This window comes from Flavobacterium aquariorum, from assembly GCF_003254745.1.
Classification (GTDB): Bacteria; Bacteroidota; Bacteroidia; order Flavobacteriales; family Flavobacteriaceae; genus Flavobacterium; species Flavobacterium aquariorum.
In genome coordinates, this window is sequence record NZ_QKXH01000007.1 from 1 (window position 1) to 15,664 (window position 15,664).

The 15,664-nt window shown below is 34.1% G+C and carries 16 protein-coding genes; 11 read left to right on the forward strand and 5 right to left on the reverse strand.

All coding sequences use genetic code 11. From position 1 onward, the window contains the following. The 8 genes from DOS84_RS11570 to DOS84_RS11610 form a co-directional block, all read left to right on the forward strand. Positions 1–182 (forward strand): hypothetical protein (locus DOS84_RS11570; RefSeq protein ID WP_133255352.1); only part of this gene is annotated, 182 nt, incomplete at its 5' end. A gap of 38 nt (positions 183–220) precedes the next feature. After that, complete coding sequence (locus DOS84_RS11575; protein WP_111410290.1) at positions 221–1,858, forward strand: beta-N-acetylhexosaminidase; 1,638 nt, start codon at positions 221–223, stop codon at positions 1,856–1,858. A 1,447-nt stretch (positions 1,859–3,305) separates the two neighbouring features. Further along, entirely contained in the window at positions 3,306–3,968 is a 663-nt protein-coding gene (locus tag DOS84_RS11585) for a dienelactone hydrolase family protein (protein ID WP_111410292.1), read from the forward strand. A gap of 31 nt (positions 3,969–3,999) precedes the next feature. After that, positions 4,000–4,590 carry a phosphoribosyltransferase gene (locus DOS84_RS11590; protein WP_165830428.1) on the forward strand — a complete coding sequence of 197 codons (591 nt, stop codon included), beginning with the start codon at positions 4,000–4,002 and terminating at the stop codon, positions 4,588–4,590. Between the two features lie 6 nt (positions 4,591–4,596). Beyond that, positions 4,597–5,940 carry an erythromycin esterase family protein gene (locus DOS84_RS11595; RefSeq protein WP_111410294.1) on the forward strand — a complete coding sequence of 448 codons (1,344 nt, stop codon included), beginning with the start codon at positions 4,597–4,599 and terminating at the stop codon, positions 5,938–5,940. Positions 5,941–6,022: 82 nt separating this feature from the next. Next, positions 6,023–6,652 carry a PIG-L deacetylase family protein gene (locus DOS84_RS11600; RefSeq protein ID WP_111410295.1) on the forward strand — a complete coding sequence of 210 codons (630 nt, stop codon included), beginning with the start codon at positions 6,023–6,025 and terminating at the stop codon, positions 6,650–6,652. A gap of 18 nt (positions 6,653–6,670) precedes the next feature. Continuing rightward, on the forward strand, positions 6,671–7,813 hold the full coding sequence (locus tag DOS84_RS11605; RefSeq protein WP_111410296.1) for a glycosyltransferase family 4 protein: 1,143 nt from the start codon (positions 6,671–6,673) through the stop codon (positions 7,811–7,813). Between the two features lie 6 nt (positions 7,814–7,819). Continuing rightward, a complete protein-coding gene (locus DOS84_RS11610; RefSeq protein ID WP_111410297.1) occupies positions 7,820–9,049 on the forward strand; it encodes a glycoside hydrolase 100 family protein in 1,230 nt (409 codons plus the stop codon). Positions 9,050–9,506: 457 nt separating this feature from the next. On the opposite strand, the gene DOS84_RS11615 is transcribed toward DOS84_RS11610, so the two are convergent. Beyond that, a complete protein-coding gene (locus DOS84_RS11615) occupies positions 9,507–9,968 on the reverse strand; it encodes an Hsp20/alpha crystallin family protein (RefSeq protein ID WP_111410298.1) in 462 nt (153 codons plus the stop codon). A gap of 546 nt (positions 9,969–10,514) precedes the next feature. Here DOS84_RS11615 and DOS84_RS11620 point away from each other — a divergent pair. The 3 genes from DOS84_RS11620 to DOS84_RS11630 all read left to right on the forward strand — a co-directional run bounded on the left by DOS84_RS11620 (position 10,515) and on the right by DOS84_RS11630 (position 12,356). Next, positions 10,515–11,144 (forward strand): MCP four helix bundle domain-containing protein, encoded by a 630-nt coding sequence (locus DOS84_RS11620; RefSeq protein ID WP_111410299.1) that lies wholly within the window; start codon positions 10,515–10,517, stop codon positions 11,142–11,144. 25 nt (positions 11,145–11,169) lie between these two features. Continuing rightward, complete coding sequence (locus DOS84_RS11625; protein WP_111410300.1) at positions 11,170–11,733, forward strand: DUF6642 family protein; 564 nt, start codon at positions 11,170–11,172, stop codon at positions 11,731–11,733. A 62-nt stretch (positions 11,734–11,795) separates the two neighbouring features. Then, positions 11,796–12,356: an AraC family transcriptional regulator gene (locus DOS84_RS11630; RefSeq protein ID WP_207802055.1), complete on the forward strand. Its 561-nt coding sequence runs from the start codon at positions 11,796–11,798 to the stop codon at positions 12,354–12,356. Between the two features lie 93 nt (positions 12,357–12,449). Here DOS84_RS11630 and DOS84_RS11635 read toward each other — a convergent pair whose 3' ends face one another. The 4 genes from DOS84_RS11635 to DOS84_RS11650 form a co-directional block, all read right to left on the reverse strand. After that, the gene (locus tag DOS84_RS11635) at positions 12,450–12,707 is read right to left on the reverse strand and encodes a DUF6952 family protein (protein ID WP_077378508.1); all 258 of its coding nucleotides are present in this window, start codon (positions 12,705–12,707) and stop codon (positions 12,450–12,452) included. Between the two features lie 75 nt (positions 12,708–12,782). Then, entirely contained in the window at positions 12,783–13,091 is a 309-nt protein-coding gene (locus DOS84_RS11640) for a thioredoxin family protein (protein ID WP_111410302.1), read from the reverse strand. Positions 13,092–13,193: 102 nt separating this feature from the next. Further along, entirely contained in the window at positions 13,194–13,832 is a 639-nt protein-coding gene (locus tag DOS84_RS11645) for a peroxiredoxin (RefSeq protein ID WP_077378516.1), read from the reverse strand. Positions 13,833–13,947: 115 nt separating this feature from the next. Beyond that, positions 13,948–15,546 carry a glycoside hydrolase family 3 protein gene (locus DOS84_RS11650; RefSeq protein ID WP_111410303.1) on the reverse strand — a complete coding sequence of 533 codons (1,599 nt, stop codon included), beginning with the start codon at positions 15,544–15,546 and terminating at the stop codon, positions 13,948–13,950. Between the last annotated feature and the right edge of the window lie 118 nt (positions 15,547–15,664).

Sequence of the window (15,664 nt, forward strand, 5' to 3'; positions counted from 1 at the left end):
AAAAAAGACAGGGAATATTCAAGCACCAATCCCAAAAGGATGGTGTGGTGTTTCAAGGATCGGATGCTAGGGAATTCTGGCAAAGAGCCGAAGACAGAAATAGAGAAACTGCCATGTTTTATCAACAGCTTGGACTTGCCACTTATGCAGCTATGGAGGCTTTTGTTAGGTGGGAGTATTAGTAAAAATTCAATAGTAATAAATAAATTAAAACATAATCATGGTTAGATCATTTATCGTTTCACTTCTTTTATGCAGCGCATTGTCGTTTGCACAGGAAGTAAATATCATTCCCCAGCCAGTACAAGTTACCAGAAACACAGGGAATTTTGTAATTAACACTAAAACAAGTTTGGTTGTAACCAGTAAAGAGGATAAGTCCACAGCGGCTTTCTTGAATAAATATTTATTGGATTACTATGGTTTTGAATTGCCGATAGTTAAAAAAGCTGATAAAAACTCCATTAAGTTGAAAAGTGGCAAGCACGCCGAGGGACTAAAAAGCGAAGGCTATAGTTTAAAATCAGACGATAAAGGTGTTCTAATTAATGGAAATTCGCCAATTGATACTTTCTATGGAATGCAAACATTGATTCAATTGCTGCCTGTTGAAAAAAGCAATAGCCTTACAATTGCATCAGTAGATGTGAAAGACGAGCCTCGTTTTGTATATAGAGGTGCTATGCTGGATGTTGGGCGTCACTTTTTCCCAGTTGCTTTTGTTAAAAAATACATCGATTATTTGGCTTTGCATAAAATGAATTATTTTCATTGGCACCTAACCGAAGATCAGGGGTGGAGAATCGAAATAAAAAAATACCCTAAACTTACCGAAATAGGTTCCAAAAGAAATGGGTCTATTATTGGCCATTACCCAGGTACAGGAAGTGATAATACTCCAGAGGGAGGATTTTATACTCAAGAAGAAATTAAAGATATTGTAAAATATGCTTCTGATCGTTTTATTACGGTTATCCCAGAAATAGAAATGCCGGGGCACAGTAGCGCTGCCATTGCCGCTTATCCACAGTTGAGTTGTTTTCCAGAAGAGAAAACCCAACTCTCAGATAAGATGATTTCCGATAGGAGCAAACAAGAATTGGCAAACGGAAAAACTAAAATTGTTCAGGAAACATGGGGTGTTTTTACGGATGTCTATGCTCCAACTGAATATACATTTAAATTTTTGGAAGATGTTATTGACGAGGTGGTGACATTATTTCCTTCAAAATACATTCATGTGGGCGGAGACGAATCTCCTAAAGATGATTGGAAAAGAAGTGAGTTTTGTCAAAAGATGATAAAAGAAAAAGGATTGAAAGACGAACATGAGCTTCAAAGTTATTTCATCCAGCGTATGGAGAAATATATTAATGGAAAAGGAAGAACATTAATTGGCTGGGACGAAATTCTAGAAGGTGGACTTGCACCAAATGCTATTGTAATGAGTTGGAGGGGAGAAGCTGGCGGAATAACAGCAGCAAGAGATAAACATCAAGTAATTATGACTCCAGGAAGTCACGTTTATTTAGATCACTCCCAAACCAAAAATGAAAAGGAAGTTACTATTGGTGGTTTTACGAACTTAGAAAAAATCTATAGTTATGAGCCAGTTCCAAAGGAATTGAATGAGCAAGAGGCTAAATATGTTTTGGGAGCCCAAGGAAATATTTGGACAGAATACATGCAAAATCCTGCCAAGGTGGAGTACATGATTTTTCCACGTTTGAGTGCATTAAGCGAAGTTTTGTGGTCTCCAAAAGAAAATAAAAACTGGTCTGAATTCCAGACAAAAATTGAAACACAGAAAAAAAGATACAGTTTGTGGGAAGCAAATTACTTTAAAGAAAAAGAGTAATGTTGAATAAATAAAAAAGAGCATTGTTTTAAAAGTTTGTTAGTTAGAAAAAGGGTTTGACATTTAAAAAGTCAAGCCCTTTTTTGAATTTTGTCATGTAGATAGTTTTTTTATTGACGCAATACTTTTTCAGAAATCATTTTAGTTGTTAAAATAAATTCAAGCCAATGACTTATATTGCTTAACCAAAAGACATCGAGATGAAAGATTTAAAAAAATCAACAACAAAACCAAAGCTGCACTTGCTTTGTTGATAGTTATGGTTATGTCGCAAATCCAGATTCATGAAGCTAAGTTCAAACTGGAAAGTTCTAATTACATTCATAGGGAGAATACTACTTGGGGGCAACTTCAAATTGCACTATTGACAGTTTTTTATTTTAAATTTTGAATTGTTTTTTCCTGTTCGCTAGTAATTTATTGCGAGTTTGTTAATCAATTGCCAGCATCAAATTCCCCTTTGGTTCCAAAAAAAAATCAATTACGAGTTCTTCCTCATTTATTTCTATAAGTTTACAAGATAAACTGCTTTATCAATATAGTTTCTTATAAAGAAATTTCAATCTATTGCACCACTATTGCATTTAAAGAATTTTTCTGTTTAAAAATGTTGTTTACGCATCAAAAACTAATTTTTTTCTATTTGTAAACCAGATCAATATTATAAACCAATTAACACTAAACAATTGAGAAAAAAAATGATTAAAGAGATTACAATGATAATAGTATCTGATTTTGCTGTAAAATATTCATTTAATGATATCCTAAGAGATGAACCTTTGGGAGAAGAACAAAATGACTATATAAACAAATTAGAATTTGAGGTCTACGTAACAGACATTCATGGAAAGTTATGAGAAGTAATCGCGAAAGACAACTTAGTCAAATTCTGTTAAGTCTGGATATCGATCATGGCTATTTGCTTTTTGATGTTATGGATGCCTCAGAATCCATTCTTGGTATGTCCTTAGTTTTGTTGATATGTCAAGAAAATAAAATTTTTTACGATAAACATAGACGCTTATTTTTGTAGATAACACTTCAACAAATTATACACTCTGCTACCTGGAATATTTTAAAATTATTCCAATTGTGGGGATAAGGACAACTTTAATAAAACTATAGATAGAGCTTGAATCGCACTAGTTAACAAATAAAAAAACGAAGGTGGTCACTTTTCTCCAGAATTAGTCTGTAATTTTAGACTGAAATCAGGTGGTCAATATCATCGGAATTAGCAGTTTTTAAGAATACATTTTCTTTTTCTTATTCAATCTTCATTCCAATATGGATTGATAAAAAATAGTTAAAAAAATATAGTATAATTTACTAATTATCAGTACTTTGTAGAGTATATTTTTTTATCTTTATGATGAAATAAATATATTCTTTTATTATTCTGAACCTTTTCATTTTACTGAATTGTTTAATATAAAATTCAAAAAAGATGGATACAATTGAAATTGACATCCCGGTTGATGAATTAATCTTAAAGGGTAATTTGACTGTTCCAAAAGCGGCAAATTCTTTAGTATTTTTTTCACATGGTAGTGGTAGTAGTCGTTTTAGCAAAAGAAATAATTTTGTCGCCAGTGTATTGAATCAGAGTAATATAGCAACTTTGCTTACAGATTTATTTACAATGGAGGAAGACGCGGTATACGAAAATCGCTTCAATATTGATTTGCTTACTCAACGACTTATTGCAGTAACAAATTACGTTTCTAAATTACCCAATCTAAAAAATCTTCCGATTGGATATTTTGGGGCAAGTACGGGGGCAGCTTCAGCACTAAAAGCCGCTGCAAGACTGAAGGATAAAGTGAAAGCTATAGTTTCTCGCGGTGGCCGACCTGATCTTGCTTTCGATGATTTACCGCTAATTCAAGTGCCAACTTTATTGATTGTTGGCAGTTTGGATCGTATAGTAATAGAACTCAACCAACAAGCCTATATGCAGCTCAATTGCCATAAAAAACTTGAGATTATTGATGGTGCAAACCATTTATTTGAAGAGGCTGGCACGTTGGAGGAGGTAGCCTATTTAGCATCTAAATGGTTCACGGAATACATTGTTAACGCTAAAGAAAAATCTCATGCTTTTCGCTGATAGATACGATGCGTCCTTAAAATTAATTTTGTTGTTAGAAAAATTCAAAAATGATAATTGTGTTATCCTTGCAGTACCTAGAGGAGGAGTGCCAATAGGATATCATATTGCTCAAGCATATCATTTCCCCATGGATTTATTACTGACAAAAAAAATAGGACATCCATTAAATAAAGAACTGGCAATTGGTGCAGTAAGTTTAGAAGACGAAATTATAGATGATTATCCATACATTTCCAAAGATTATATTAATAATCAAATACTCGAAATTAAAGAATCACTTAAAAAGCGATATAAAAAATTTTTGGGCAATCGCAGTCCAATCGAATTATTAAACAAAACGGTTATCATTGTTGATGATGGAATTGCAACAGGTAATACACTCTTGGCTGCCATAAAAATGATACGTCGTAAATCACCCAAAAAAATTGTTATTGCCGTACCAGTTGCTCCAACTGATTCGGCTAAAAAAATTATGAGCAAAGTTGATGAATTTATCTGTCCTCTGATTACAAATGATTTTGTTGGTGTTGGAGGATATTATTTGGATTTTTCTCAAGTATCAGATGAAGAAGTTATCCAGCTAATGGATGAAATTTATAGTTTGGAAAACAAAAAATAATTTAAAATGAAAACTTTTCACATCAAAAATGACCCCAATCAAAACAGTGAAATAATTGATTTAAGGAATTTAATCCTAGAAAACTCTATAGAATTAAAAAATGAAAACTCATTGAATGAATTAGTGGAAAAGATAGGTGAAGCCAAATATGTTCTGCTTGGCGAAGCATCCCATGGGACTCATGAGTATTATGTGTGGCGGGCTCAGATAAGTAAAATTTTGATTGAGAAAAAAGGTTTTTCGTTCATCGCAGTTGAAGGGGATTGGCCGGATTGTTATCGATTAAATCGTTATGTGAAAAAATATCCAAACTCAGGAGAAACAGCAGAAGAAGTGCTTCATGCTTTCAACCGTTGGCCTACCTGGATGTGGGCAAATTGGGAAATGGTGGCTTTGGCAGAATGGCTTCGCGAATTTAACGAAAAACTTCCCCAAAAAAACAAAATAGGTTTTTACGGGCTGGATGTCTACAGCCTCTGGGAATCATTTGAATCCATAATTGAGTATTTGGATAAAAAAGACCTCAAAACAAAGCAAACTGCTGTCAAAGCTTTTAAATGTTTTGAACCATATAATCGTGGTGAAGGCCAAGAATATGCCAGAGCTACCCAAATGATTCCCTCACTTTGCGAAAACGATGTGATCGAACTGTTGTCTAAAATAAGAATGAATGCACCAAGTTATAATACAGATCCGGAAGCTGTAATGAGTGTAGAACAAAATGCGCAAATAATTGTTAACGCGGAAAGGTATTATCGGGCCATGATAAAAGCAAGTGCTGAATCCTGGAATATACGTGATCGACACATGGTTTATACCTTAAATAATTTAATGAAATTTCATGGGCCAAAAGCAAAAGGTATTATTTGGGAGCATAACACCCATATTGGTGATGCCCGTGCTACGGATATGGTTGCCGAAGGAATGATTAATGTAGGGCAAATAGTCAATCAGGAGCATAATGAGGACGAAGTATACTCTGTTGGATTTGGCTCTTATCAAGGTACCGTAATCGCAGGTCGGGAATGGGGTGATGTAATGCAGATTATGAAAGTTCCAGAAGCTGTAAAACACAGTTGGGAATATGAATTGCATCAATTAAATGCCAAAGACAGAATTATTTTTATGAATCACAATATGAAGAAAAAAATAGGCGATAAAAAATTTGGTCACCGCGCTATTGGTGTAGTTTATCGCCCTAAATACGAATTTTTAGGAAATTATGTTCCCAGTAAAATGCCTTATCGCTACAATTCTTTTATCTATATTGATGAAACTTCGGCTTTGCATCCACTTCATATTAATCCTAATGTGAGACAATTGCCAGAAACATATCCTTTTGGAGTATAAATTATTGTATCGCATCATAAAAAAAGACATTTCAAAAACCGTCATCTCTTATTTATTCAGATACAAAAAAGTGTTTTAAAGGATGGACGATAAATTAAATAGGTCAGTAGTTGTAATAGTTGCACACCCAGACGATGAAATCCTTTGGGCAGGAGGGACGATACTGAATAACCCCCAATGGGACTATTTCATTATTAGTCTTTGTAGAAAAAATGATGAAGATCGTTCCTCTAAATTTTATAAAGTTTTAAAAATTTTAAATGCGCAAGGAATACTGGGTAATCTTGATGATGGTCCCGAACAAAAGCCTTTGGACGCAATTGAAGTGGAACAATACCTATTGGATTTATGGCCCCAAAAGCATTTTGATTTAATAATAACCCATAGTCCGCAGGGGGAATACACAAAACATTTGCGACACGAGGAAGTGAGTAAAGCCGTAATTATGCTTTGGAATGAAGGAAAAATTAATGCTGATGCCCTTTGGGTTTTTGCTTACGAAGATGGGGAGAAAAAATATTTCCCAAGAGCAATTAAAAGTGCTTCTTATTTCGAAACGCTCAGAGACGATATTTGGATTAAAAAATATAAGATTATAACCGAGACTTATGGCTTCGAAGAAAACAGTTGGGAAGCAAAAACAACACCAAAAATGGAAGCTTTTTGGGTTTTCAAAGATCCAAATTCGGCAGTTGCCTTTTTGAATAAATAAGAGATAAAATTAATTTCGATGAAAGTATTGGTGCTTTATGATTATCCGCCTTCGCCTGGAGGGTTGGCAACTCAAGGTGATCTTTTGTACAGGGGTTTGTTAGAATTAGGAGTTGATACCCATGCTGTTCATTTTGATTCAGCACAAGAAAAAGAGTGGTATTATCGCTGGTTTGAACCCGATGTAGTGGTTGGTATTGGTTACTGGGGGCATACGCCGCAGCTAATTTTACATCCACAGCGATATGGTGTTCAACCGGTTCCGTGGTTGGTAGCGGATGGCTATATCGCCAATTATCAGGAAGTTTTAAATGAGCTTCCTTTAATATTAGTTACATCGCATTGGGTGAAAGAAATGTATGTTAGAGACGGAATCAATGGTGATAAAATTGAAGTTTTACCTGTGGGATGCGATACCGATTCTTTCAAAGCTTATGATAAAAATGATCCTAAAATAATTGCTGTTCGCGAATCTTTGGGGATTCCTCCTGATCAATTAATGATTTTAACAGTTGGAGGAGACGCTGCGTCGAAAGGTGCCCAAGAAGTTATGCAAGCCTTAGCAATTATCGATGCTAAAGCCCCAGATTGGAAATATGTTTGTAAGGTTTGGCCTCAACAGCGGACTAAGTACCAAAATCTCGAAGATCTGCAAATGGCATCTGATTTGGGTATAGAGAAAAACATAACCTACGCAACGAACACTATTTCCAGAAATTTCATGCCTTACCTCATTGCGGCTTGCGATATTTATGCTGCACCCTCTCGATTAGAAGGATTTGGAATGCCACAAGTTGAAGCAGGAGCATGTGAAAAACCGGTTATTGGAATTAAGGCGATGGGGATGTTGGATACCTTGATTCATCGTGAAACTGCATTCTTGGCTAATGTTGCAAAAAAAATTGTAGTTGACGAAGTTACTCTTGGTGATGAATCCGGATTTGAAAATAATTCTAGGGTCAAATTTAAAGAACCTCGAACGGTCGATTATCGCGCAAACGTTCAAAATATCGCCACCGGATTATTCGAACTCATGAGCGATGCAAAATTAAGACAAAAAATGGGAAAAGAAGGAAGGAAAAGAGTAGTAGAAAACTTTGATTATAGAATTGTAGCCCAAAAATTTATAGATATAATGAATGACAAATTAGGAATAAAATGAACTGTAATGATTAATTCTCAACACTCTTCAGAAATAAATGTAGCTAAAAAAGCAGCACTTGAAGTGCTTTTGCATAACATGAATGGTCCATTTCACGGGCTTCCAAGAACGGCGGGTTGGGGGTATCCAGAACCCTATACCAGAGATTTATTGATTTCGATTCTAGGGATCGCCGTTTCTGGAAATGAACAGTTATTAGATAGCATTCGGAAAGTTTTGGAAACCTTGGCAAAACACCAGTCAGAAAGGGGACATATTTCCTCGCTGGTTCACGATTCTGATGACCGGGGAGCAAGTGATACAACACCTTTGTTTTTATTGGGAGTTGGTATTTACAGGCAGGTAAAAAATGAATCTAATTTTTTAAATGATGCCGTTCAAAAAGCATTAGTTTGGATGGAATATCAAAGTCCATCGGACTTATATCTAGTTGCCCAGCAACCCACCAGTGATTGGCGTGACGAGCAATGGGTACTTGGTTACGGATTATTTGTAAACACTTTGACGTATAGTTATTTGAAAATTTTAAATCAATCTGAAAGAGCAGAGAATTTATACCATGAAATGAAACAGTTTACTATTACTGGCGGTATCATGCACTACCATGTGCACGAGGGGTTGGTTCTCAAGCATAAACCTTATTATGCGTTTTGGTCATATAAAGTTTACAGTAGTGAACGTTTTGATTTGTTAGGAAATTGTCTTGCTATTTTATCCGGGATTGCATCTCCAAGAAGGGCTGATGAAATGGTTTCTTGGATTGAGGCCGAATGTGAAGCAATGAAAAATAACGAATTATTGGCAATCAATCTGCCACCTAATTTTTTTCCTTTTATCAATCCAAATGATCCTGATTGGTACGAAAGATACGCGGAATATAATAATCCTGGGGAGTACCATAACGGAGGTATTTGGCCTTTTGTATGTGGTTTTTATATCGCAGCATTGGTGGCGGCAAAAAGATTTGAATTGGCAGAACAGAAATTAATGATATTGACTGAATGCTTAAAAAAAACGAATACTTCAGAACAATCTGCTGCCATGAATGCTGATGTATCTGTCAATTATATGAATGATAAAAATATTAATTATGGATTTAATGAATGGATAAAAGCGCAGAATGGGGAGCCAAAAGGTCAAAATTGGCAAACTTGGAGTGCGGCAATGTATTTATATGCCGTAAAATGTGTCGAAGAAAAAACAACTCCTTTTTTTGACGAAATGCGCAAAGAGTGATTAAAGGTTCAGTCGTGTCCAAAATATTTTTTATTTATGAGTTCTGGAATAGGGATATTATGGTTGGTGAAAAATAATATTGATGAAGCTCTACTGCCTCTAGATGCAGGAGATAAGCAATAGCCTAAAATCGAGCAATTGAATATGATAATTAAACAATTAATGTGTTTTAATAGGACATGTTTTTTTTTGAAATTTTAGAGAAAACAAAAAGCCTTTAAATAGTACTATTTAAAAGCTTTTTAATTTTTATAGAAAAATAAAGAAATCCTTTCACATTCCTCCTTGTATTGATTAATTCCATAATTTGCCAAGCAATATTTTTCTGGATACAAATGAGATACCAAGCAAACCAGAAACTTTTAAAATAGTAGTAGATATAAATATCTACAACCAATCGTAAGGAAATGAAGGATTGATTTAACTATTTGAAAAAAGGGACTATTTCAATAACAAATTAATTTACTTTAATTTGTTTTATGGGTTTGGAAATAGTAGGCTCTTTTTTAGGAAGTGTTATTTTGAGAACACCATTGTGATATTCAGCATTAATATTATCCACTTTCAGATTTTTTGGAAGGCTGAAGGTACGATAAAACGAATTATAAGAGAATTCTCTACTGCGATAATTTTTATCTTCAGTTTTTTTCTCTTCTTCTTTCTCTGCACTCACAATCAGAGTATCATTTTCTACTTCTACTTTAAAATCCTTGCGTTCTAAGCCAGGTGCAGCTAATTCTATTTCATAGTCTTTTCCATTTTCAATGATATTAGCAGATGGAACAAGAGCTAAATCATTTTCAAATAATAAACCATTGAGATCAAACAATGATGGCCCAAAAAATGGGCGGGTGAAGAGATTATCGATTAAAAGCGGTAATTCCCTTCCTGTTCTTTTTTTTGATACAGCTAGTGACATAATGTTAATTTTTTAATTGATTAAACTTCAAATTTCAAGGTATAAAGGTACTATGTTTTAAAAATAAAAACATGATAAAAATCATATAAATTACTGATTATCAATATTTTATGTTTTTTTTTTTATCATTAACAAGAATCTTCATTTTTTTTTTGGTATGCCAAAAAATAAAAGCAGAATAACTCTTTCAAAATTTTTTTTATTAGTGCGTTTTTCTTTTAAAAATTATATAGCCTAGCTTTAAAATTAGCCGACAATGTATCTTGCTAAGAATCTATGTGTTATAATTTATATTCATTTTATTTCTGCGTGATAATTTAAGTTACATTTGATTTGGAATTCTACTTTTTCAGATTGTTGTAGGGTCAAATACAGTCTGCGGCCTCAAATTGAAAATTATTTTTTTCAAATTTTAAAAGTAATTATTACTTTTAATAAATCTATTATTAACTTTATGAACTTGTGATGATACTTTTCAGAAATCACTTCTTTTGCTGTAATAAATTCAAGCCAATGGCTTATATTGCATAACCAAAAGACATCGAGATGAATGATTTAAAAAAATCCAACAACAAAACCAAAGCGGCACTTGTTTTGTTGATTGTTATGGTTATTATATTAATTAGCAATTTTATCAGACTGCAAAACTCCCAAAAAGCAAACGAAAATATCAATGCTATCTATAATGACCGATTGGTGGTTGCTCACTATATCTTTCAGTACGACAATGAACTTTATTCCATAAAAGCAAAAGCTTTACAAAGTGAACTTAATGACTGGCAAAAAAAAGCTGCTATTGAGTCTGCCATGCAACGTATTCATAAAATTGATAAATTATATCTAAATACATTTTTGACTTCCAAAGAAAAAGCATCCTTTGTATCCTTCCTCGCTGCTTGCTCTGCTGTTGAAGTTCAGTCGCAAAACAATAACTGGGACCAAGTAACCGAATCCAGTAATCAGGCCCTGAAAACATTGAAATTATTGTCTCAAATTCAGATTAATGAGGCTAAATCCAAAATGGAAAGTTCCAATTCCATTCATAGGGAGAATACTACTTGGGGTCAACTTCAAATTGCACTATTGACAGTTTTAGGTGGTTTCGCGTTATATTTGCTAATTGCAAAGAAAACCAAGATTAAAATTAAAATACCAGAAGGACCAAGCATGAACTAATAGCAACCGAAAAAAACATAATTTCATGGATCGCGACCAATTTATTTTCTGCCTCGAAGCTGTTCCCGATGTAGAGATACGTACCACTACCGAAGTGGTTAAAAATCTGGAACAGTTAGCGATAGAACAAGGTATAGCTAGTATTTATAAAACCTGTGACACCATTGAAGGATTAGAAGACAGTTTGAATGCATTACTTTATCATGACCATAATTTTACCGATTACGAAATCATATATTTGGTAATGCCTGGAAAGGAAAACAGCATTTGCCTTAATAATTATTACTACAGTATAGAAGAAATAGCCGAAATTTTTGAAGGCAAAATGAAAGGAAAAATCATCCATTTTGCCAATGCAAAAATATTGGACTTAGACGCAGAAGAAGCACAATACTTCTTAGATATTACGGGAGCATACGCTGTTTCAGGCTATGGTGCAAAATACGATAAAATAGCTAGTTGCAGTACGATAGACAAGGCTTTCTTTAGCTTATGCCAAGAATATGATGATGTAGTGGAAATTGTGGAAAAATTGTATCAAAAGCACTATGCTCTGTGTAAGTTGCTGGATTTTAGGCTGTATTATTAGCTAATGACTTCGAAAAAAAACATTCCTTTTGAAGTATCTTTGTATTATAAACTTCAACAATAATGATTCTTTACATTAAAAATATGGTTTGCAACCGTTGCAAAATGGTTGTCAAAGCAGAATTGGAAAAACTCGGGATAACTGCACTAAATATCGAATTGGGAGAAGTAACCATCGAAAAAGATTTGGATGCATCAGAAAAGGCTCAATTGGATCTTGTACTTAAAGAATTGGGATTTGAATTGATCGACGACAAAAAAAGCAGGTATATCGAAAAAATAAAATCATTAATCATTGAATTGATCCATGAGCAAAACAATGACCTAAAAATTACTTTATCAGATTATCTGAGCCAAAATGTGTATCACGATTATTTTTATCTTTCCAATCTTTTTTCGGAAATAGAAGGGACAACTATTGAAAAATATTTTATTGCCCAGAAAATAGAAAGAGTCAAAGAATTATTGGCATACAAAGAATTGTCTTTGGGGGAAATTGCTTTCCAGCTGAATTATTCCAGCGTTGCCCACTTGAGCAATCAGTTTAAGAAAGTCACAGGGCTTTCGCCAAGTCATTTTAAAAACATACGATTAGGAGGAAGAAAATCTTTGGATGAAGTTTAATGAAAGTTTATGGCAATTTTTTATTCTAAACGTGTTTTAAACAAAAAAACGCAGCCCATTACAGAATGCGTTTGTATCTACTTAAGAATGATTTTATTTATCTATTGAGCCAAGGACTCTTTTCATGAAGGTGTTTAAGGCTTCTTTCTTGTCGGTGCCTTGCTGTACCATTTTGTGAACTTCAATGGCTCCGTACATGTTTGAAATTAATTCACCGATGACGTCTAATTCTTCATCTTTTAATGAGGGAATTTCGGTCATGGCTTCCAGCACTTCGATGGTTTCGATTATGTAATCCTGATCGTTTTCCTCGATGAACTGGGTCAGGTGTTTTATTACGGGTAACTTCATTTCTTAGATTTTTAGATTGCTGGATTTTTAGATAAAAGATTCAAAAATCTAACAGTCTAAAATTCCAATAATTATTTAAACAATTTCATTAACCAATTCGATTAAAACTTCTTGTTTGTTGGTTTGGGTTTCGTTTACTAATTTTCCATTTACGAAAGTAGCAAAAGTAGGCAAATTGCTTACGTTGGCTAGTTTTCTGGATTCTGGAGAATTCTCGGCATCAACCAAAACAAATGAAATTCCGTCATTTTCTGAAGCCAATTTTTTGAATTTTGGTTTCATGATTCTGCAATTTCCACACCATGAGGCTGAATATTGAACCACCACTTTTTCGTTTTGTGCTATTAAAGCCCCTAACGTATCTTCGTTTAATTCGATTAACATAGATTTTTAAATTTCAATGTCAATTTCAATAACAATGGCAATTCTTAACTATTGAAATTGCCATTGTCATTGCCATTGATATTATGATATTAATTGATATTATTAGTTAAGACTTAGGTATTCTGCAGTACTTTTTCTGTCAGCATTCATAGCTTCTTTACCAGCTTCCCAGTTTGCAGGACAAACTTCACCTTTTACTTGAATGTGAGTATAAGCATCAACCATACGTAAATATTCGTTTACGTTACGTCCTAGAGGCATATCATTAACGCTTTCGTGGAAGATTTTTCCAGTCTCGTCAATTAAATAGGTAGCTCTGTAAGTTACGTTTGAACCCTCGATGATTACTGAATCTGTATCTTCGCTGTAGCTAGTAGATTCGATGTCAAGAATTCCTAAAATGTTAGCTAAGTTTCTGTTTGTATCTGCAAGAATTGGGTAAGTTACACCTTCAATTCCACCATTGTTTTTTGGAGTGTTTAACCAAGCAAAGTGTACTTCGTTAGTATCACAAGAAGCTCCAATTACGATTGTGTTTCTTTTTTCAAATTCCGGTAAAGCAGCTTGGAAAGCGTGTAATTCTGTTGGACATACAAAAGTGAAATCTTTTGGGTACCAAAACAAAAGTACTTTTTTGTTGTTTTTTGTAGCTTCTTCGAAAATGTTGATTTTTAAATTATCACCCATTTCTGAAATAGCGTCTACTGCAATACTTGGGAATTTTTTACCTACTAATGACATTTTTTTAGTTTTAAAGTTATTTTATGCCGCAAATATAATAGATATAAAAAGGTGTTTTAGATAAATTTTGATTATTAATATTTATTTAATGATAGCGTATGGTTATTAAATATTGTTAAATACCTGTTATTGAAACTGGTAAACTGCCTTTTCCTTTTTTGTCTTCCAATAATTGTTCGGCTGCGCTTTCCTGAAATTCTACAAAATCTTGGTACATCTCCACAATTCCGTTGGTGTGTTCCAAATTTGGAATTACTTGTAGGACATACGGATTTCCAAAAACATACAGAATGCATTTTTTGGTTTGAAATAATTGTCCTAAAAATTCCAAAACTGAATCTTCCAAATCAAATTTATTCAGTGGTTTTGCTTTTGGAACAAATAAAGAAATAAGGATGGTGTCAAATGGTTTTAGATCTTCTATGAGCGTTGTGTCAATTAAGTCATTGGCATTTTCAATCGCATATTCAGGGGATGGCAAGATGGGACCTAAGGTTTTAAAAAATGGATTATCGATAGGTTTGTAAACACTCAATTTAGCGAGACGTTCCCTGTTTTTTGCATCAAAAAGAACCACAGAACTGTTGTTGTCCTTGAGGTCGGTAATGCAATAATCGGCTATTTTTCGGTTTAATTCGGAAGTGACTTTGAAGTCAAAATCAACAGCAGGACTTGGATTTGCGTCAAAAAGGCCTGCTTTTTGTTTGCATTTCATAATGCGGTTCAAACTCGCCTCAATTCGCTCTTGGCTTGCATTTTTTAGTATTTCCTGAATACCTTCGGCTACGTTTTCTGCAAAACAAAGCACATCGTTTCCAGCGTTGAAGGCTTCCCATTCCAATTGGCCTTTAGTATCGTATAATTTTGAAACGCTATGCATATTTAAAGCATCCGAAATAACCAAACCATCATAACCCAATCGCTCGCGCAAAAGAGATTCTATAATGTTTTTGGATAAAGTGGCCGAAGTTTCTTTTCCGTCGTTCAAAGCGGGAACAGCAAGATGACCTATCATGATGGAATCTACTTGATTTTCTATTCCTTTTATGAATGGCACCAATTCGTTTTCGAGTAATTCTTCGAGATTTTCCTGTAAAACAGGAAGTCCCAAATGCGAATCCACATTGGTATTTCCATGACCTGGGAAGTGTTTCAAACAACCTAAAATTCCAACATCCGACATTCCGCGAAGGTATTCCAAAGCATACTGAGCCACTTTCTCTTTGTTGGAACCAAAAGAACGGTATCCAATCACTGGATTGTCAGGGTTGTTATTTATATCGGCCAACGGAGCCAAATTGTAATGAATTCCCGCCGATTTTAAGTCTAATGCAATTTGTTTTCCCACTTGATACACCAAGTCGATTTTTCTTTCGGGCAAAGCGCCAAGGGTAATGGCATAAGGATATTGAGGTGTTTTTTCAACGCGCATGGCCAAGCCCCATTCGGCATCAATACTCATTAATAGGGGAGTAGTGGCGCATTTTTGATAACGTACAATCAGGTCTTTCAATCGTTGATAGCTATTATCGTTGAATTCTACTTTTTTCTTGCTCTCATAGTTGGTTGCTGCACTGGCTCTGCTATGAAAAAACGTCAATCCACCAATGTTATGTTCCTTGATTAACTGTTCCATTTCCTGAATATTCTCTTCCGTGTCGTTGATGAAAACGGCAGGAAAAAAGAATTGTCCTATTTTTTGTTCTAGTGTCATTTTAAAATGAATATGATATCTAATTTAACCATATAAGTATATAAGCTTAATTTTGTATAGCTATTAAAGTTAAGTATTTAATAGCTATTATTTTAAATAAATTTATATGACTTTTATG